The sequence below is a fragment of the Shewanella acanthi genome (assembly GCF_019457475.1).
In the GTDB taxonomy this organism is placed as follows: domain Bacteria; phylum Pseudomonadota; class Gammaproteobacteria; order Enterobacterales; family Shewanellaceae; genus Shewanella; species Shewanella acanthi.
Genome location: NZ_CP080413.1, coordinates 2693201 through 2713118 on the forward strand (window position 1 = coordinate 2693201; position 19918 = coordinate 2713118).

Below are 19918 nucleotides of genomic sequence, written 5' to 3' on the forward strand. Positions count from 1 at the left end.
ATTGAATAAAAGCCCGACCTTTAATCCATGTTATCCATGCAGCAATTTAGCCTCAGCCTTCTCCAATCGCCTCGGTTTGCCCACAATCAGTAAAATATCCCCGGCGCTGAACACCCAACCTGAGTCCGGTTTTTCAACCTCAAGTCCTCTTCGACGAACCGCCCTAAGCTCAACACGCAGCAATTCCCAATCAACATCGGCGACACTCTTACCGACCACATCGGCCCCCCTTGGCAGCAATACCGCATGCAAGGATTCCAAGGAAAAGTCGTTTTCGGTACCCGAGAAAAAACCATGCAAGAATTGATAATGATTTCGCCGCTCAGACTCAAGGCGCTTTAAAATCCGTGCGAGTGGCACCCCACATTGGTGAAGCACTTGGGACACCAGCATCAAACTGCCCTCTAAGGTCTCAGGGATCACTTGATTAGCGCCCGCCTGTTGTAGTTGGGCAAGGTCAGTGTCATCCCGCGTTCTCACCAAAATTTTCGCCTCTGGCGCTAACTGCCTACACAGGGGCAAGGCCTCTTCAAGGCTTCGGGTCTCGCAGAAAGTAATCACGATCATTTTGGCGTGGCGGATCCCGACCTGTTTTAAAATCGCCCGCTTACACACATCGCCAAAGTAAATCTGCTCACCGGCGCGGCGCGCCTCGGAGACTCTGGCAGGGTCTAAATCCAGCACCAGATAGGGCACAGCTTCAGACTTTAAGAAACGCGCAATCGTTTGGCCCACACGACCATAACCCAAAATCAGCACCAGCTCCTGTTCGTCGGGGGCGATAGGCACCACATCATCTTTGTGCTGGGACTGGCGCACACCTAACACCCATTTAGCGATATCGACACTGTGACGTACCAGCCAAGGTGCAATACTCATGGAAAGTACGGCGACCATGACCAACATGGTACTGATTTCAGTATCTAACAACTTGTATGTCACAGCGAGAGCCAAGAGTACAAAGCTAAACTCGCCGATTTGAGCCAAGGTGAACGCCGTGCTTAATGCGATACGGCTAGGTTCTCCGGCTAAGCGTAATAAACCATGGGTAATGAGCACTTTGCCAAACACGATGCAAAATAGGATCAATAATATCTGCCACCAAAAATTCAGCACTAGGCCAAAATCGAGCATCATGCCGATGGAGATAAAAAACAGCCCCATCAGCAAATCACGAAATGGCCTGATGTCCGCCTCAATTTGTCGCCGATACTGACTTTCCCCGAGGAGCATTCCTGCCATAAAGGCACCAAGGGCCATGGATAATCCTAACCACTGAGTAAATGCCCCTGTCATCAATGACACGACTAAGGTAGATAACACGAAAAGTTCATTCGATCGTGAACGCGCCACCTCATCGAACACTTTAGGCAGCGCCCATTTGCCAAAGGCTAATAACAAAAAGAAGGCCAATATGCCCTTAACGAGCGCCATCAAAACGGCGGCTAGCATCAAAGGTTCATCATTATTGGCTAAAAGCGGTAATAAAATCAGCAGCGGAACCACAGCTAAATCTTGGAATAACAACACACTGACGGAGAGCTCACCGTGTCGCCTTCTAAGCCAGCCCAAATCATTGAGAAGCTTAAGCACAATCGCAGTTGATGAAAGCGCAACCGCAGACCCTATTACAAGCGCCTCAATCCCATTGAGACCACAGACAAAGGCTATCAACATAGTGAACAAGGTCGTCACCACGACCTGAGCACTGCCCAATCCAAAAACGGTTCTGCGCATGGCCCAAAGTCTTGGCACCGAAAACTCAAGCCCTAAGGTAAACATCAGCAGCACCACACCTAATTCGGCAACCGATTGCATTTGTTGTTGGGTAAACCAATGGAATCCACTAGGACCACTGACGACGCCAGTAAATAGGTAAGCCAAAATGGCAGGCATTTCGATCCGCCGCAACACTGCAATCGCCACAATAGCAATCAACAGCATAAAAAGAACTTGGACCAAAAAACCGTGCTCCATAGGCAGGTGAACTCCTGTCAAATTACTGGCATGTTAAAGAATAATGAACACCTCAAAAATAAGATGCTGATATTAAATCAAAAAAATAGCGCCAACATTTCGGCATATTAATTGCTTAGTTAAATCAACATCATTAAATAGCAAATCAACTTGCTGGAGTATTACGAATGGACTTTGGCCTAGCTTCAACGTCATTTAGCGACGAATATGGCTACCAAACTGAGACCTATCATCCAAGCCAAGTCTCTGTTAATTTTGTGCAAATTATCCAGCAATTGCACTCAAGTTTAGATCCTCGGACAGTCTTTGCCTGTTATGGCAAAATACTGGGACAACATCTGCCGATCCAAGGCGTTCACCTAGAAAGCGATGAATATCAGCTCAGTTGGGGTAATCGCCATGGGGTTAATCTCAATCGACAAATCTTATGTAAAGGCACTCCATTACACATTGATTATCAGTTGCTTCACCAACTTACACCATCCCAAGACCTCATCCTAGAAGAATTGGAAACACTGTTACTGCAGCCCCTTATCAATGCGATGCAATATCAGGAAATGTCCCAACAAGCGATGTTCGATGCCCTTACAGGCCTAGGGAACCGTCATTATTACGTCCAGAGTATCCAAAAGGCTCTGGCACTAGTGCAAAGACAACAGGCAAACATTGCCTTAATTGTATTAGATCTTGATAAATTTAAGCAGCTTAACGACCGATTTGGCCATAAGTGTGGTGATTATTTACTGAAGGAATTTGGTGACATTATTCGCAGCAGCGTACGAACCACAGATCAGGCCTTTCGTATCGGTGGCGATGAATTTGTGATTTTAGTGCAGGGTGGGCTCCATGCTGCGGGCTTACTGTGTGAACGCATTGTCAGTGCTATTAACCATCACGCCAGCTTTCATCAATTTGGTGTGAGTTGCAGTTTAGGTGCAGCAGAGTCAAGCCATATAGTAGAACCTGAACAACTGTACGAATTGGCGGATAAGGCGCTGTATCAAGCTAAAGCATCGGGACGAAACTGCTATAAACTCAGTCAAACCCAATTGTCCTAGTCCTTTTGAGTGTTAACTGAGCACGACTCTGCTCTGGCAGCTTAGCGCGTTTTTTTAAGATAAAAATGAAGACTTAAAACTAATGCCAAGCGCATCATCTGCCGCACAAAAATTTTTCTCGACCCAAAGACCTAAGGCCATCACCAATTTATCATCGTAGAACACGTATCCGACTTGAGGACGCAGCCAAGGTGGAACGGCGCATTCCTGCATCAGCTTTTTAAGCTCACGACCTTTATCGCGAAAATGCGGCTGACAACGAAACTGCCCCGGTAACTGATATCTGAGACTAACGACTTCATTAGCCAAAGGCAAACGCAGCCTGATCCCGCTATCCTTGAGCGTGAATACCTGCTTACCCAGAGTGAGTTGCCCTCCAAGGCTTAATCCCTCAAAAATCTTCCCTGCTATTAGCTCGGCTTCAGATGAAATGGCATCGTTTGTGTTACAGGCTGCATCCAGATATACCTTGCCAGCAAAACGGCGCAGCACCCAATCACCAATGCGGATAAACACCTTAGCATCATCCTTTGCGGAGAGTAACTGCTGCAAAATTTGCTGCAATTGCACATAGGAGGGCAAAGAAAAACCTTGGGATTCGATAAATGCCCTCAGCAACAAAGCCTGCCAATCGCTCGTTAAATTCTCAATTTGGCTTAAGTTAAACACTGTCTGGCCATTAAAGGGCGCCTTAGTTAACAACTCAGGTAAACGCTCACTAACCTCAACATCGACGAGTGCCTGCTGCTCGGCGCAAAGCTTGGCACTGCGACACGCCGTGGTTGCAATACTCGGCCAACGTGCTTTTAAACGGGGAATAATCTCAAGGCGCAGAAAGTTACGATCGTATTTATCATCTTGATTACTTTCATCTTCGATATGGAGAAGTTGATGCGCTTTCGCAAAAGCTTCAATCGCGCTGCGGCTAATATCCAGCAAGGGACGCACCTGCAAACAATGTTGCTTTTCTCCAAGGGAGCCGTCACCTAATGCCAGCATCTGAATTTGCCCCATGGCAGCAAGGCCCTTCGGCCCTTGCCCGCGCTTCAAGGCAAGCAAAATCGTTTCGAGCTGATCGTCCTCATGGTGGGCGGTGAGGAGTATATCCTTAGGCGAAAGATGCTTAGAAATAGCGCGATAGCGCTGAGCTCTTGCTTCGGCTTCAACGCTCACCCTAGGGCCAAGTTCAAGCTTGACCCGCTCGACGCTTAGCGGTAATTCGTACACGGCGGCGCGGGCTTGGCAATGCCCTGCCCAATCATCGGCATTAGCGCTTAAGCCATGGTGCACATAAATGAGTTGATACCGGAATGTGGGATGAAGCTTTGCATAGCAGCTTAAGCCATAGGCCAGCACTTCAGAATCGATGCCACCACTGTAAGCCAGTACTAACTTGCAAGATGGGGCGAGATCCAGCGAGTCCAGAAACCTATTAATATGGGCAGTTAAATCAGGCTCTGTTAAAACAGGCGCACTCAAATTTGGCTCAGCCATCCCTTCCCCCATCTAACCCCAACTAGGGGAATAAAATCCGCACTTTATTTGGCCCCAGAATACGCTCGAGGGCAAATACCAGCTCATCACTCGGATTGACTCGCCAACTTTCGGCTAGCCGAAATTGTCCCTTTGCTTGGCTCTGGCTGTAATTCACCATCACAGGCACGGCGCCATTTCGCCATGCGCTAATGGCCTGCTCGATGTTATCTAGCATCACAGGGGTTAATTGGGCGGCATCTAAATCGATTTCTAAGGCGCTAGCAAAGTGACTGCGCGCTTCGCTGATATCGATAATATTACGCGCTGTCATGCGGTTACCGCCAGCGAAATCATCGAAGCTCACCTCACCTTCACAGATAAGGATCCTGTCCTTCTCTAGTAGGTGATTGAACTTCTCGAAGGCTTCGGTAAATAACATCACCTCGAGGCGCGCGCTCTTATCGTCAAGCGTTAAGAGGCCCATTTTCGAACCACGTTTAGTGAGCATGACCCGAGTCGCCACCACAAGACCTGCAGCTTTAACCGTTTTACCGCGCTCGGTTGGGTGCACATCCTTGAGGCGTCCCGAGGTGTAATGCTTGAGCTCTTTTAGGTACTGATTAATGGGGTGACCCGTTAAATACAGCCCTAAGGTTTCGCGCTCCCCTTCAAGCCAAATTTTATCCGGCCACGGAGTGCATTCGACAAACTGCTGCTTACTATCCTCAGGGTCACTATTAAGCAAACCGAACATATCGTGCTGACCAATGGCCTGCGCCTTAGCGTGTTGGTCTGCGGCGCTCATGGCCTCAGGCAAAGTTGCCATCATAGCGGCGCGGTGCGGCCCAAGGGCATCTAATGCGCCAGCACAAATCAGTTTTTCAATTACCCGCTTATTAAGTTTTTTAAGATCGATGCGAGCGCAAAAATCGAATAAGTCGACGAAAGGTCCATCCTTACGCGCCTCTAGAATCGACTCAACCGGCCCTTCACCAACGCCTTTGATTGCACCAATACCATAGACAATCCTCAGCTCGTCATCGACGGTGAATTTAAACAAGCCTTTGTTCACATCCGGCGGAATAATGGTGAGTCCCATACGCTCACACTCATCCACGAGCGTTACGATTTTATCTGTGTTGTCCATATCGGCGGACATTACCGCCGCCATAAACTGCGAGGGATAGTGAGTCTTCAGCCACAAAGTTTGGTACGACACCAATGCATAGGCTGCAGAGTGGGATTTGTTAAAGCCGTAACCTGCGAACTTTTCTACTAAGTCGAAGATCTTCATCGCCAACTCGCCGTCGACGCCGTTCTTAATTGCCCCTTCCTTAAAGGTACCGCGTTGCTTGGCCATCTCTTCGGGCTTTTTCTTACCCATGGCGCGGCGCAGCATGTCGGCGCCGCCAAGGGTATAACCCGACAGCACCTGCGCAATCTGCATTACCTGCTCTTGATAGAGAATAATGCCGTAGGTTGGTGACAGAAGTCCTTTTAGGGATTCGTGTTGGTACTGGGAATCTGGATAGGAGACTTCTTCACGGCCGTGCTTACGCTCGATAAAGTTATCTACCATGCCCGATTGCAACGGACCTGGGCGGAACAGCGCCACGAGTGCAATCATATCTTCGAAGCAGTCGGGTTGCAGACGCTTAATCAAATCCTTCATGCCGCGGGATTCGAGCTGGAATACCGCTGTAGTTTCATAACGTTGCAATAGGCGAAAGGATGCAGGATCGTCCAGCGGGATGGCTTCGATGCGCACCGGTGGCCTGCCGTTTTTGACCTCCACCTTGTTGATCATCTCCAGCGCCCAGTCGACGATAGTTAGCGTTCTTAACCCCAAGAAGTCGAACTTCACTAGACCTGCGGTTTCCACGTCGTTCTTATCGAACTGGGTGACCGGGTTTTTTCCTTCGGCGTCGCAATATAGTGGCGAAAAATCAGTAATTTTGGTGGGCGCAATCACCACGCCCCCCGCGTGTTTACCCGCGTTACGGGTCACACCCTCAAGCTTACGGCACATGTCGATAAGATCTTTTACGTCCTCATCGGCATCGTAGGATTTTTGTAATTCCGGCTCAACTTCGAAGGCCTTGGCGAGCGTCATCCCTGGTTCTGGTGGAATAAGCTTAGAAATTCGGTCAACAAAGCCATAGGGATGACCGAGCACCCGGCCCACGTCACGGATAACGGCCTTAGCCGCCATAGTACCAAAGGTAATGATCTGCGATACCGCATCGCGGCCGTAAAGCTCGGCCACGTGATCAATCACTTCGTCGCGTCTGTCCATACAGAAGTCGACGTCAAAGTCGGGCATCGAGACCCGCTCTGGGTTTAAGAAACGTTCGAACAGCAGGTCAAATTCGAGCGGGTCAAGGTCAGTGATCTTAAGAGCATAGGCGACAAGCGAACCCGCACCCGAGCCACGACCAGGCCCCACCGGAATGCCGTTATCCTTACCCCACTGGATAAACTCCATTACGATAAGAAAGTAACCGGGGAAGCCCATCTGGTTAATGACTTGAAGCTCGACATCGAGGCGCTCATCGTACTCTGTACGGCGCTCAGCGCGAACAGCAGGATCGGGGAATAGAAATTCTAGGCGTTCTTCTAAGCCTTTTTTGGAGCAATCAACTAAAAAGTCCTCAATCGACATGTCGCCGGTGGGGAAATTTGGCAAAAAGTATTCGTTCAACCTTATGGTGACGTTACAACGTTTAGCGATTTCAACGGTATTGGCAAGCGCCGCTGGAATATCAGCAAAAAGCTCACACATTTCCTCTTCGCTACGAAGGTATTGCTGCTCACTGTATTTTTTAGGACGGCGCGGATCGGCGAGCGTAAAGCCATCGTGGATGGCGACGCGAATCTCGTGGGCCTCGAAGTCATCGGGTTTTAAAAATACTACCTGATTGGTGGCCACAACAGGAATGCCCTTCTCCTGAGCAAGCCCTACCGCCATGTGCAGGTAACGCTCCTCATCGGCGCGGCCGGTACGAATTAATTCGAGGAAATAACGGCCTTCAAAATGCTGCTGATAAAACTCGCACAAGGACTCAACTTGCGTATTGTTACCCTTGAGTAATGCCTTACCCACATCCCCTTCTTTAGCCCCCGAGAGCAATAATATGCCCTCGTTATAGGTCACCAGCCACTCTTGATCGATTACCACACGACCTGCAACTTGGCCACGCAGATAGGCCTGACTAATGATTTGGGTGAGGTTCTGATAACCTTCATTATTCATCGCGATAATCGTTAAGGCACAAAACTCGCCGTCAAAGCCGGGCACTTGCATCCAAAAGTCAGCACCGATAATTGGCTTTATCCCCGCCCCATGGCAACCACCATAAAACTTCACTAGACCACAGAAGTTATTTTGATCCGTCAATGCCACCGCGGCCATTCCCATCGCCTCGACTTGGCCAAGGATGGGTTTTACTTTGGCCACGCCATCGGACATGGAAAAGTCACTGTGGACACGAAGATGCACAAAACGAGGATCGGACATAATTAGAATTATCTTAGAATAACGGGTTAACAAACACTAAAACGCAGACTAACAAAGTCACAGGCCTTGGGCTAGTGACTTTGTCCTTATCGAAGTAACAAGCAACAAATCAATTATCGTTCCAATATCTCTTTGACGGGTTTGAAACTTTTACGATATTGATCAAATACCCCGTGTTCGGCAATCGCCTCAAAATGCGCCTTTGTCGGATAGCCCTTATGCTTGGCAAAACCATATTGGGGATAGGCGACATCGAGGGCATCCATTTCACGGTCACGGGTCACTTTCGCGATAATGGAGGCTGCACTGATGCTGGCGATTAGGCCATCACCTTTAACGATACTGTGGCTCGTCAGCGCCTTGCCTTGATGATCAAAAGCAGGGCTACGATTGCCATCAACGAGCACAAGCTCAGGCGTCAACTTAAGCCCTGCCACCGCGCGCTGCATGGCAAGCATTGTCGCATGCAGGATATTGAGCTCATCGATTTCGGCTGGGCTTGCGCGCCCCACATGAAAACTTAACGCCTGGTCACAAATCTCATCGAAGAGCGCGATACGACGCTTTTCGGTGAGTTTTTTGGAATCGTTTAACCCTGCAATCGGGCGATTAGGGTCGAGGATCACTGCTGCAGTGACAACATCGCCAACTAGCGGGCCGCGGCCCACCTCATCTACACCGGCAATCAAACCCGTATGAAAGGATACCAGATCGGCCTCAGTTAATGTCTTAAACACTGCCATCAATGGGCTTCCTTATCATTGCTAACAGGCTCTCCATGATGCACCAGCGCCATAACGGCCTCTGCCGCCTTTTTGCTGGCATCGCAGCGAAGCATTTGGTGCAGACGTTCAAACTCGCTGTGAAGCGGCGTGAAGTCCCGATTTAGCTCAACAGCAACCGCTGCGGCAATGTTCTCAGGCGTGCAATCGTGCTGGATAAGTTCAGGCACAACATCCCGCCCTGCCAATAAATTAGGTAAGGAGAATCTATCGACCTGCATCATGCCCTTGGCGATACGGTAAGTAATGGGGCTCACGCGATAGGCCACCACCATAGGACGTTTAATCAGCATGGCCTCAAGAGTTGCAGTGCCGGATGCCAATAAAATCCCATCGGATGCGGCCATCACTTCACGGGATTGACCTTCAATCAGGGTAATTTCTAAATCAGGCGCAAAGGTCTTCAATGCCAGCTCAAACTGTTCGCGACGCTTTTGATTCACAAGCGGCGTGACAAAGCGAATGTCGGGGAATTGCTGCTTGATCAGCAGCGCCGCCTTCACAAAAGGCTCGGCGAGCTGTTTTAACTCACCGCCGCGTGAACCAGGAAGAATGGCTAAGTATTCTGCGTCGGCATCTAAATTCAATTGCTTGCGGGCAGCAGCCTTATCACTCTCCAACGGAATATCGTCCGCAAGCGTGTGGCCAACGAAAGTGCAAGGCACTTGGTGTTTATCGTAAAAGGCCTTTTCAAAGGGCAGCAGAGACAACACCATATTGGTCGCCTTGGCGATTTTAAAAATGCGTTTTGGTCGCCATGCCCATACCGATGGACTCACGTAGTGCACGGTTTTAATGCCCTGCGCCTTGAGTTTGAGTTCCAGCCCGATATTAAAATCCGGCGCATCGATGCCGATAAAGCAATCGGGTTTTAGCTCGGTCATGGTTTTGATTAAAGAGGAACGCACATGCAAGAGGCGTGGCAGGCGCGACAAGACTTCGACAATCCCCATCACTGCGAGCTCTTCCATCGCGAAAAGGGACTCAAAGCCAAGTGCTTCCATTCTTGGGCCACCAATGCCAACAAAGCGGGCATTAGGATGTGTTTTTTGCAGTGCAGCCATTAACCCTGCACCTAAAATATCGCCGGAGATTTCCCCGGCGACCATGGCAAACACTAATTGCGAATTTTTGCTCATAAATTATTCACATCTAAAAAGTGAATGGCAAAGCTATGCCGTAAAGCCTCAAACTAAAAACCTATGTTTCATTATGGCCATTAGTTTATATCTAAAAAATTAGCGAAGCGATTCAATACTGTCAGTATCTCAGCTTGTACTATGAATAAAGGGATGAAACGCCTAAACGCTTCATCCCTAGTATTTCATCACGCGATGTGGGTAGCTAAAAACTAGCGAATAATACCGCGATCCGATGATGTCACAAAATCCAGCATTGCTTTCACTTGTGGGTCGTTTTGCGCATCTTCGGCTAATGCAGCAACCGCTTCATCCACAGTCAAGCTACTACGATAAAGAGTTTTGTAGGCACGGCGAACCGCCAGTTGCGATTCCTTAGAGAACCCACGGCGCTTCATGCCTTCGCTATTTAGACCACGTGGAATCGCTGGCTGACCCGAAGCCATCACGAAGGGTGGCACGTCCTGCAGCACTAGTGAGCAACCCGCTGTGAATGCATGGGCACCGATTTTAACGAATTGATGAACCCCAGTCATACCACCGAGGATTGCCCAGTCGCCCACGTGCACGTGACCTGCGATAGACGCATTGTTTGCCAGAATCACGTTATTGCCAACCACACAGTCGTGGGCAATGTGCACGTAGTTCATAAACAAGTTATTAGAACCGATGCGAGTTTCGCTGTTGTCTTGAATCGTACCGCGGTGGATGGTCACGTGCTCACGAATAACGTTATTGTCTCCGATGATCAGACGTGTGGGCTCACCTGCATATTTCTTGTCTTGACACTCTTCACCCACTGAGGCGAATTGGAAAATGCGGTTGCCTTTGCCAATCACCGTTGGGCCCTTCACCACGACGTGGGAACTTAACCAACAGTCATCGCCAATTTCAACACCGGCGCCAATATAGCTCCATGGACCTATGGTGACGTTTTTACCAATTTTTGCATCGGGATGCACAAACGCTAATGAATCTATCACTGATTAAATCTCTCTGCGGGCACACATGATTTCAGCGGAACACGCCACTTCACCATCCACTTTGGCCTCACCGTAGAAAACGCCAATCCCGCGGCGTTCTTTAATCATTTTCACTTCGAAGTGAATTTGATCGCCAGGCACAACAACACGTCTAAAACGGGCATTATCGATACCGGCAAAGTAATACAACACACCAGGAGGCGGCACGTCATCACTCATGGTTTTAAAGGCAAGCAATCCTGTTGCCTGAGCCATAGCTTCTAAAATTAATACGCCTGGCATCACAGGCTGAACAGGGAAGTGTCCCTGGAAAAACGGTTCATTAATCGACACGTTTTTAATCGCATTAAGGGTCTCACCTGGGGTGTAATCCAATACGCGGTCGATTAATAGAAATGGATATCGGTGCGGCAGATACTTAAGGATCTCCGTAATATCCATAGTGTTCATTTGATTAGGCACGAACCTGATTCCTCAAATTGCCTTACGCAATTAGTCTGGTGTAGTTGAATTCTTTTCCAGCTTTTTCACACGCTGGAACAGTTCATCCAATTGACGGAAGCGAACTGTATTTTTACGCCACAGCTTGTTATCCATTGCGACTGTTGCCGAAGAATATAAACCTGGTTCCTGCATACTACTGGTGATGTTAGTACCACCTGACACATGCACACCATCGGCAATAGATAAGTGACCCGCAATCGCGCTGCTACCACCAATAATACAATATTTACCAATGGTGACACTGCCAGCGATTGTGGTGCTACCGGCAATTGCGGTATTTTCACCAATAATATCGTTGTGGGCAACCTGCACTTGGTTGTCGATGATCACACCGTTGTGAATTTCAGTATGGCCTAATGCGCCGCGATCAATCGTGGTATTTGCACCGATTTCAACGCGATCGCCAATACGTACACCACCGGTTTGCGGGATTTTAACCCACTGACCACGCTCGTTAGCATAGCCAAAACCATCCGAACCTAAAATAGCACCCGAATGGATAATACAATCTTGTCCTAATTGGACATTATGGTACACAGTCACATTGGCCCATAAACGGCTGTTAGAACCGATAATAGAATCTTGTCCAATCACAGAACCTGGACCAATCTGCACGTTTTCACCGAGGATCACATTCGCCCCGATAACTGCATTAGCACCAATGGCAACCCCCTCGCCTAACTGCGCGGATGGGTCAATCACTGCCGTTGGATGAATGCCTGATGCCGCTTTAGGCGTGGTATCTAACAATTGTGCCACTCGAGCAAAACCCACATAGGGGTCTTTGACGACTAATGCCGTACCCGAATAGTCCTGAGCATCTTTAGCCGACAATAACACCGCGCCAGCTTGAGTAGACTCAAGCTGAGCACGGTATTTGCTGTTGGCTAAAAAAGAGATTTGACCCGCTTTGGCGTGCTCTAGGGTTGCAACGCTGGCTATCACCATCGTTTCATCGCCCTGAACCACGCCATCTAATAACAGGCTTAACTCTTTTAAAGTCACACTTTTCATTAATTACTTGCCTTTGCTTAAGGCTTCAACCACTTTGGCACTGATGTCAGCGTTTGGCTTAACATAGATAACCGCACCACGTTGTAAAACGAGATCGAACTTCTCTTTTTCAGCGATAGTGTTAATGGCTTTTTGCACCTTAACTAATAGTTTGTTTTGCTCTTCACCTTGGCGACGACGTAAGTCTTCATCCAATGCTTTACCTTTTAGCTGATAGTCAGCTTTTAGGGAGTCCATTTTACGTACCAGCTCAGTTTTTTGCGTGTCATTCATTAACGCGCCATCACGTTGCTGCTTCTCCATCAGAGAACGCATTTCTTCCTGCATTTTCTGAACTTCAGCCATACGATCGCCAAACTCGGCTTTCAGCTCTTTAGAGATTTGCTCACGTTGTGGTAACTGTTCAAACACAGCGCCCATATCAACTACAGCAATGTTTTCTGCCTGCGCCGCTAAAGGTGCACCTAATAAAGCTAACGTCACTAGGGCACGATTTACCATCTTGTTCAAAATAGACTCCTTGTTACCTTTTGTTATATTCAGCAAAACTTGCCGAGTGTATGCCTTTTAAAAAGTTTTGCCAATATTGAAGGAGAAGATCTCTGTGTCATCGCCTTCATACTCTTTTAATGGCCAAGCTAAGCTAAACACCATAGGTCCCATTGGGGATAACCACTGTAAACTCATCCCCCAAGACGCGCGGATGCGATTTGGATCGCCGTAGTCCTGTAGCTTATCAAATTGGTCTGCTGGCAAGGTCATATAGGACGCGTAATCAAACTCCGTATCCCATACGTTACCCGCATCGACGAAGAAGCTGGTACGAACCGAATTAGTATAAGCCTCATCGAGGAATGGCGTCGGTACAATCAACTCTAAGCTTGCAGTTGCAATGGCGTTACCACCAATAGAGCGACCAGAACTGACACCCACAGTGCTTGGATCACCGGCTAAACTACAGCTCTCGCCGGTTGGATCCGGGGCGCAAGGCTCGATATCACGGTCAATGTAGAATGAACGAGGGCCGACCGAGTTAGATTTAAAGCCACGCAGTGAAGTGCTACCGCCTGAGTAATAGTTTTCCCAGAATGGCAGGATTTGGTCGTTATCATTGTACTGACCGTAACCGTTACCATAGCCTAAACGACCACGGGCCAAGAACACAAAGCTGTGACTACGGTTGATTGGGAAGTAGAAGTTAGTATCAAAATCGGTCTTGAAGTATTGCAGATCCGAACTTGGCACTGTCATCTTGCCACTTAAGCGCTGTGACGAACCGTCCGTTGGGAAGGTACCGCGGTTCAAGGTGCTACGATACCAGCCTAAACTCAGCTCAAAGTTATCGAAACTTAAATCCGAATTCGGGTCATCTTCACGATAAATATTGTAGAAACGCAGCGCCTGTTCGTAGGTCGAGATTTCCGAAATCGAGTTGTGGCGATAGCCTATACCACCGTTAATACGGTTGTATTCGTTAATCGGGAAGCCAGAGTTTAACGCCACACCGTAGGAGCTGTTTTTATAACGCTCAAGGTTAGCTTCGTTAGCATCAAACTCGCTCCAGTAAACGCTGCCACCTAAACTCACACCATCCTTAGTCCAATAAGGGTCGGTATAAGATAAGTTCACGTTTTTAGAGTACTTGTTAGTGCTGATGCTCACCCCAGCTTGGTTACCCGTGCCAAGGAAGTTAGATTGCTGCACACCAAACTGCAAGCTTAAACCCGATTCAGTACCATAACCGACACCGGCGTTAAATGAGCCCGATGGCTGCTCTTTTACCTTCACCGCCACATCGACTAAATCGTCAGTACCTGGCACTTGAATGGTTTCAGTGTCCACTGTTTCGAAGAAACCTAAGCGGTTTAAACGCGATTTAGACTGCTCGATTTGCGCTGAATTTAACCATGCACCTTCCATCTGACGCATTTCACGGCGCATCACTTCGTCTTTGGTCACGGCGTTACCGGTAAAGTTAACCGAACGTACATAGACGCGTTTACCCGGTTTAATGTTGATGTTTAAGGTCACTTCCTTAGTTTTATCATCAATCTCTGGGTAAGTTTTAACTTCTGGATAGGCATAGCCAAAACGGCCTAGGTACTTGCTGTACATTTCTTCGGTGAAGGTCACATCACCGCCGTTGTACATATCACCGGCTTTAATTGGCAGAATGGACTTCATTAACTCTTCACGGCCCATTAAATCACCGGTTAAGTTAACGTCTTTAACTGTGTATTTTTCACCTTCATTGACGTTGATGGTGATGTATAAACCTTTACGGTCAGGTGTCATCGCCACTTGAGTCGAAGTGACTTCAAAGCGGATATAACCCTTATTGTGGTAATAGGTTTTAATGGTCTCAAGGTCAGCTTGCAGCTTTTGTTTCTGATAGCGACGCTCACCAAAAAGATCCCACCAAGCGACGTAATCTTTGAGCTCTAGCATGCCGATAAGCTCAGCATCGGTGAATTCTTTATTGCCGACGACGTTAATTTGGCGAATTTCCGCCGCCAAACCTTCGGTAAACTTGAATTTTAATTCCACGCGGTTACGGGGCAAGTTAATGATTTGCGCTTCCACTTTAGCGCCGTATTTACCCACACCGTAGTAGAAATCTTGCAGACCTTTTTCAATGCCAGAGAGCATAGTACGGTCTAAAGACTCACCGACTTTCACGCCGCTGCCGTCCAAACTTTCCTGTAACTGCTCGTCTTTAATATCTTTGTTGCCTTCGAAGGTCACGGCGCTGATCGTCGGACGCTCGGTCACTTTCACAATCAAGACACCACCATCGTGGCTGATGGAGATATTTTCAAAGTTCGTTGAACCATACAGGCTCTTAATCGCCTGCTGAATTTTTAACTGGTCAACAGTATCACCCACTTTCACTGGTAAGCTTAACAAGGCAGCACCCAGTGCGACTCGCTGCAAACCTTCAACTTGGATGTCGGTCACTTCAAAGGGTTGGAAAGATTCAGCCAACACATTCCCTGAAAACGACGCACCGACGAATAACATCGAGGCAAAAAGTTTATTCAATCTCATAGAGCACTTCTAATTATTAGTCTGTCCTTGCTCAGAGTCGGGCAAAATCGTTGAAAAGCGCAATGCTCATCAACATCAGCAGTAGCGCTGCCCCAAATCTGAATCCTATTTCCTGTACCTTTTCTGATACAGGTTTGCCAGTGATTACTTCAACGAAGTAATACAGCAGGTGTCCCCCATCGAGCACAGGCAACGGCAGCAAATTAATGATGCCTAAATTGACACTGATAAGCGCGAGGAAACCGAGAAAGTAGACCAAGCCATAGTTTGCACTATTGCCCGCACCCTGTGCGATGGAGATAGGTCCACTCAAATTCTTCACCGACACATCGCCAGTAAATAATTTGCTAATCATCTTAAAGCTCACGGCAACAAGTTGCCATGTTTTATCAACGGCGATACCGATTGCATCGATTGGGCCGTATTCCAACTGTAACTTCATGTTCTCAGGCCACTGTGCCTGTGTTGGACTCACGCCTAAAACACCGGTAAGTTTGCCTTCACTGTTTTCAACGCCCGTTGGTGTCACCGACACACTAAGCTGATCTGCGCCGCGACGTACCGTTAAATCAATAGCCACATTGGCAGAATGTTGAATAATGTCAACAAAAGCAGGCCAATCAGTGTAATTTTCACCGTTGATTGCCACGATTAGATCGCCCACTTTCAGTTCACTGTTCGCGGCAGCACTGTTCTGACTAATCGATGCTATCTTTGGTTCAATCTCAGGACGATAAATCCCTAACCCTAATGTCGTAATCGGCGATTCTTTCTCCGGATCGAAGCGCCAATCGCGGGTATCTAAGGTATAAGTGCGCGCTGGCGTGTCCAAACCTTCGAGTGCATTTAGCGGAGCAACCGACACACTTAAACTATCATCACCGATATGGCCTACGAGGGCTAAATTCACTTCTTCCCAGTTACGAACGGTTTGCCCTGATATTGCAGTCACCTTCAAAGGCTCTGTCACTTGAATTTGTGCGGCAGCGGTATTTGGCGTTGTAGAAGTGATAACAGGTTTAAGTGAAGGCACCCCAATCAGATACATCAGATAAAGGGCTGCAATTGCAAAGATAAAGTTTGCGATGGGGCCAGCGGCGACAATGGCAATCCGCTGCCACACGCTCTTGCGGTTAAAAGCCTGGGGCTTTAATTCCTCGGGGACATCCTCGACACGCTCATCGAGCATTTTGACATAGCCACCAAGCGGGATCATGGCGAGCACATACTCAGTGCCATCCTGCCCCTGTTTACGCCATATCGCTTTGCCGAAACCGATGGAGAAACGCTCGACTTTTACGCCGCAGCGGCGAGCAACATAGAAATGACCGTACTCATGGGCGGTAATTAACAACCCAAGTGCAACGATGAAAAAACCTAAGTTCCAAAAAAAGTCTAACATTCCGCTCCTTACGTCGTATTACTTCCCTAAACTCGACTGATTTAGGCAAATTTGGCTAACAGTTCACGGGCATATACCCGAGTCTGCGCATCTAAGGCAATAATGTCGTCAATGCTGCCCATCGCCGTTTTAGGCAAAGCAGTTAAGCAGGCTTCATTGATCTTGGCAATCTGGGTAAAACCAATCAGTCCCTTCAGGAAGGCATCAACGGCAATCTCATTGGCCGCATTTAGCACTGTCGTCGCCTCTTGCCCCTGAGCACAGGCTTCGATGGCAAGGGCTAAACAGGGGAAGCGATTAAAGTCGGGTTCACAAAAGCTTAACTGTCCGACTTTGAAAAAATCCAAAGGTTCAACACCAGAGAAAATTCTTTGGGGATAGGACATACAGTGTGCAATTGGTGTACGCATATCAGGATTACCCATTTGGGCAATCACGCTGCCATCGCGATATTGCACCATCGAATGAATCACGCTTTGCGGATGAATAACGACCTTCAATTGATCTTTTTGGGTATTAAACAACCAGCGGGCTTCGATAAACTCGAGCCCCTTATTCATCATGGTTGCCGAATCGACCGAAATCTTAGGCCCCATGGACCAATTAGGGTGTTTGCAGGCCTGGGCTGGTGTCATCGAGGCAAGGCTTGAAAGCTCTGCCGTCAAAAACGGGCCACCGGATCCTGTGAGCAGAATATGGGAAATACCTGAAGCGGCTAAATCACAGCGTCCTAAATTGGACTGAACTTCCTCGGGTAAACATTGGAAAATGGCATTGTGCTCACTGTCGACAGGCAGCAAGGTGGCACCAGAGACTTTAGTGGCTTCAATAAACAATTCGCCAGACATCACCAGTGCTTCTTTATTGGCAAGTAAGACTCTTTTACCAGCCTTGACTGCGGCCAAGGTGGGGACTAAACCTGCTGCCCCCACGATGGCCGCCATCACAGTATCCACCTCAGGGGCAGTCACGAGACTGATAAGCTCGTCTTCACCACTAGTGACTTGGATGTTAAGGCTCGAAGGTAGTTGGTCGTTCAGTGCTTTAGCCGCGTTTGAATCGACCATGTGTACGACTTGCGGCCTATGGGCTAAGCATAATGCGAGCATCTTATCGACACTGGCATTTGCCACAAGTCCATACACCTGATAAGCCTCAGGGTTCGCGGAGATCACACTTAAGGTACTTGCACCGATTGAGCCGGTCGCGCCCAAAATCACCATATTTTGCATAGCATTACATCCAGAAAGCAATGTAGATCAGCGTGAATACTGGCAATGCAGCAGTCAAACTGTCGATTCTGTCTAGCACGCCGCCGTGACCTGGCAGAATAGTGCCAGAATCTTTGATGCAGGCAGCGCGTTTAAACATACTCTCGGATAAATCACCCAGAGCCGAAATCAGCGCCACAAAAATCGTAACAGTAATCACTAACCCCAGCTCTTGCTCTGGTGAAACGTACATCACCCCCGCCGCAACGACTAACGTTGTCGCTAGGCCGCCCATCAATCCCTCGAGGGTTTTAGCAGGGCTAACGGCTGGCATCAGCTTTGTTTTACCAATCGCTTTACCCACAAAGTAAGCCCCCGAGTCAGCGGCCCACACTACTAACATCACTAAAAACACCAGTGATGCTCCATAGTATGGTGATAACTGCGAGCTAATCGATTTAAGCGCGATTAAGGCCACAAAACATGGCACCAGAGTGAGCTGCCCAAACATGGATTTGAGCATGGGATTGTTTTGCCATAACTTGGCGCTTTTAGGGTAAGTCAGCACTAACAATAAGGAGAGTACCCACCACATAGCACCAATCGCCATGACCGCAAAATAGATGGGATGAATTTGCCCCCGAAGCCAAATGGTGTCGGCGGGCACTATCAGGTTTAATGCGACGAGTAAGACCCCGACCGTCACTGTAAAACTCCACTGAGTCACATGACATTGACTGTCAATAATTCTGCCCCACTCCTTCGCTGCGATCAGAAATACCGCCACTAATGCCCAAGCAAAATACTGAACTGGGAGTATGAAAATGGCTCCCAACACCAATGGAATCAACCAAATTGCTGTTATTATACGTTGTTTTAGCAAAAAAAATTCCTCACGATGTTTACAATGCGCGCATCTCTTCAATTTGACTGCCCGTCAAACCGAAACGGCGCTGGCGACTGTTAAAAGTGGCAATCGCTTCATGAAATGCCTGTTCATCGAAATCAGGCCAGAGGGTGTCCAAGAACACTAACTCTGCGTAGGCAGCCTGCCAGAGTATAAAATTGCTGATCCGATAATCACCGCCAGTGCGGATCATTAAATCAACTTCACTCTGATTTTGCATGCATAAATGCTCATTTAAGGCCTCTTCGGTGAACTGACTGCTGGTCATTTCGCCAGTTTCCACCTTTTCAGCTAACTTTTGAGCAGCTTGCAGAATATCCCATCGACCACCGTAATTGGCGGCAATATTAAGAGTTAACCCCTGATTGGTTGCTGTCTTTTCTTCAGCAGCCTTAATTTGTTTTTGCAAGCGCGCAGAAAAACGACTGATATCTCCGATGATATTGAGTCGTACTTGGTTTTTATGCAGCAACTTGATTTCCCGTTGCAAGACTGTAAAAAACAGTTCCATCAACAGGCTGACTTCTTTATCGGGTCGGCGCCAATTCTCGCTTGAAAACGCAAACAGCGTCAGCGACTCAATGCCTAGTTGACTCGCTGCACTTACCGCGCGACGAACCGCCTTAACTCCCGCTTTATGCCCCATCACCCTGGGTTGACCTTGGGTTTGGGCCCAACGACCATTACCGTCCATAATAATGGCGACATGTTTAGGTAATGACTGCTTAACCCGTTCGGGCAAAGCTTCCGGTAAGGTTGTCTGTCTGCAGGCATCCTGCTCAGACGGCCTTGTCTGCGGCTCAAATTCCACTGTGGATGACATCTATTACAACCCTTTAAAATAGACAAACGCCGTGTAGTATACCCCTACACGGCGCTGCAACTCTAGCTTAACGAAGC

15 protein-coding genes are annotated in these 19918 nt (G+C 48.2%); 1 reads left to right on the forward strand and 14 read right to left on the reverse strand.

Annotated features, from left to right (window positions below; translation table 11 throughout):
* Positions 1–30 precede the first annotated feature (30 nt).
* Positions 31–1977, reverse strand: a complete 1947-nt coding sequence (locus K0H61_RS11760) for a monovalent cation:proton antiporter family protein (protein ID WP_220049469.1) — start codon at positions 1975–1977, stop codon at positions 31–33.
* A 167-nt stretch (positions 1978–2144) separates the two neighbouring features.
* Between K0H61_RS11760 and dgcS the strand changes: the two genes are divergently transcribed.
* On the forward strand, positions 2145–3035 hold the full coding sequence (dgcS, locus tag K0H61_RS11765) for a diguanylate cyclase DgcS (protein ID WP_220049470.1): 891 nt from the start codon (positions 2145–2147) through the stop codon (positions 3033–3035).
* A gap of 54 nt (positions 3036–3089) precedes the next feature.
* Here the strand turns inward: dgcS and tilS are convergent, their stop codons facing one another.
* From tilS to uppS, 13 genes are all read right to left on the reverse strand, one after another.
* Entirely contained in the window at positions 3090–4529 is a 1440-nt protein-coding gene (tilS, locus tag K0H61_RS11770; protein ID WP_220049472.1) for a tRNA lysidine(34) synthetase TilS, read from the reverse strand.
* Between the two features lie 22 nt (positions 4530–4551).
* On the reverse strand, positions 4552–8028 hold the full coding sequence (gene dnaE / locus K0H61_RS11775) for a DNA polymerase III subunit alpha (RefSeq protein WP_220049474.1): 3477 nt from the start codon (positions 8026–8028) through the stop codon (positions 4552–4554).
* A gap of 113 nt (positions 8029–8141) precedes the next feature.
* Complete coding sequence (rnhB, locus tag K0H61_RS11780; protein WP_220049475.1) at positions 8142–8771, reverse strand: ribonuclease HII; 630 nt, start codon at positions 8769–8771, stop codon at positions 8142–8144.
* Positions 8771–9949 carry a lipid-A-disaccharide synthase gene (lpxB, locus tag K0H61_RS11785; RefSeq protein ID WP_220049477.1) on the reverse strand — a complete coding sequence of 393 codons (1179 nt, stop codon included), beginning with the start codon at positions 9947–9949 and terminating at the stop codon, positions 8771–8773. The genes rnhB and lpxB overlap by 1 nt, the downstream gene beginning before the upstream one ends.
* A 212-nt stretch (positions 9950–10161) precedes the next feature.
* Complete coding sequence (gene lpxA / locus K0H61_RS11790; RefSeq protein WP_220049479.1) at positions 10162–10932, reverse strand: acyl-ACP--UDP-N-acetylglucosamine O-acyltransferase; 771 nt, start codon at positions 10930–10932, stop codon at positions 10162–10164.
* A 3-nt stretch (positions 10933–10935) separates the two neighbouring features.
* On the reverse strand, positions 10936–11394 hold the full coding sequence (gene fabZ, locus K0H61_RS11795) for a 3-hydroxyacyl-ACP dehydratase FabZ (RefSeq protein ID WP_220049480.1): 459 nt from the start codon (positions 11392–11394) through the stop codon (positions 10936–10938).
* 30 nt (positions 11395–11424) lie between these two features.
* Complete coding sequence (gene lpxD / locus K0H61_RS11800; protein ID WP_220049482.1) at positions 11425–12450, reverse strand: UDP-3-O-(3-hydroxymyristoyl)glucosamine N-acyltransferase; 1026 nt, start codon at positions 12448–12450, stop codon at positions 11425–11427.
* A gap of 3 nt (positions 12451–12453) precedes the next feature.
* Positions 12454–12951, reverse strand: a complete 498-nt coding sequence (locus tag K0H61_RS11805) for an OmpH family outer membrane protein (protein ID WP_220052688.1) — start codon at positions 12949–12951, stop codon at positions 12454–12456.
* 66 nt (positions 12952–13017) lie between these two features.
* Positions 13018–15498: an outer membrane protein assembly factor BamA gene (gene bamA, locus K0H61_RS11810; protein ID WP_220049483.1), complete on the reverse strand. Its 2481-nt coding sequence runs from the start codon at positions 15496–15498 to the stop codon at positions 13018–13020.
* A 31-nt stretch (positions 15499–15529) separates the two neighbouring features.
* Entirely contained in the window at positions 15530–16900 is a 1371-nt protein-coding gene (rseP, locus tag K0H61_RS11815) for a sigma E protease regulator RseP (protein WP_220049485.1), read from the reverse strand.
* Between the two features lie 41 nt (positions 16901–16941).
* On the reverse strand, positions 16942–18132 hold the full coding sequence (gene ispC, locus K0H61_RS11820) for a 1-deoxy-D-xylulose-5-phosphate reductoisomerase (protein WP_220049486.1): 1191 nt from the start codon (positions 18130–18132) through the stop codon (positions 16942–16944).
* 4 nt (positions 18133–18136) lie between these two features.
* Positions 18137–18994 (reverse strand): phosphatidate cytidylyltransferase, encoded by an 858-nt coding sequence (locus tag K0H61_RS11825; RefSeq protein WP_220049488.1) that lies wholly within the window; start codon positions 18992–18994, stop codon positions 18137–18139.
* 19 nt (positions 18995–19013) lie between these two features.
* Entirely contained in the window at positions 19014–19841 is an 828-nt protein-coding gene (gene uppS / locus K0H61_RS11830) for a polyprenyl diphosphate synthase (RefSeq protein WP_220049490.1), read from the reverse strand.
* Positions 19842–19918: the final 77 nt, after the last annotated feature.

What these genes read in the sequence shown, in the direction of transcription:
- lpxB (WP_220049477.1), bottom strand. Translation starts at nt 9,949, where the DNA reads ATGAGCAAAAATTCGCAATTAGTGTTTGCCATGGTCGCCGGGGAAATC.
- dnaE (WP_220049474.1), bottom strand. Translation starts at nt 8,028, where the DNA reads ATGTCCGATCCTCGTTTTGTGCATCTTCGTGTCCACAGTGACTTTTCC.
- K0H61_RS11805 (WP_220052688.1), bottom strand. Translation starts at nt 12,951, where the DNA reads ATGGTAAATCGTGCCCTAGTGACGTTAGCTTTATTAGGTGCACCTTTA.
- bamA (WP_220049483.1), bottom strand. Translation starts at nt 15,498, where the DNA reads ATGAGATTGAATAAACTTTTTGCCTCGATGTTATTCGTCGGTGCGTCG.
- rnhB (WP_220049475.1), bottom strand. Translation starts at nt 8,771, where the DNA reads ATGGCAGTGTTTAAGACATTAACTGAGGCCGATCTGGTATCCTTTCAT.
- uppS (WP_220049490.1), bottom strand. Translation starts at nt 19,841, where the DNA reads ATGTCATCCACAGTGGAATTTGAGCCGCAGACAAGGCCGTCTGAGCAG.
- ispC (WP_220049486.1), bottom strand. Translation starts at nt 18,132, where the DNA reads ATGCAAAATATGGTGATTTTGGGCGCGACCGGCTCAATCGGTGCAAGT.
- rseP (WP_220049485.1), bottom strand. Translation starts at nt 16,900, where the DNA reads ATGTTAGACTTTTTTTGGAACTTAGGTTTTTTCATCGTTGCACTTGGG.
- K0H61_RS11760 (WP_220049469.1), bottom strand. Translation starts at nt 1,977, where the DNA reads ATGGAGCACGGTTTTTTGGTCCAAGTTCTTTTTATGCTGTTGATTGCT.
- dgcS (WP_220049470.1), top strand. Translation starts at nt 2,145, where the DNA reads ATGGACTTTGGCCTAGCTTCAACGTCATTTAGCGACGAATATGGCTAC.
- tilS (WP_220049472.1), bottom strand. Translation starts at nt 4,529, where the DNA reads ATGGCTGAGCCAAATTTGAGTGCGCCTGTTTTAACAGAGCCTGATTTA.
- lpxD (WP_220049482.1), bottom strand. Translation starts at nt 12,450, where the DNA reads ATGAAAAGTGTGACTTTAAAAGAGTTAAGCCTGTTATTAGATGGCGTG.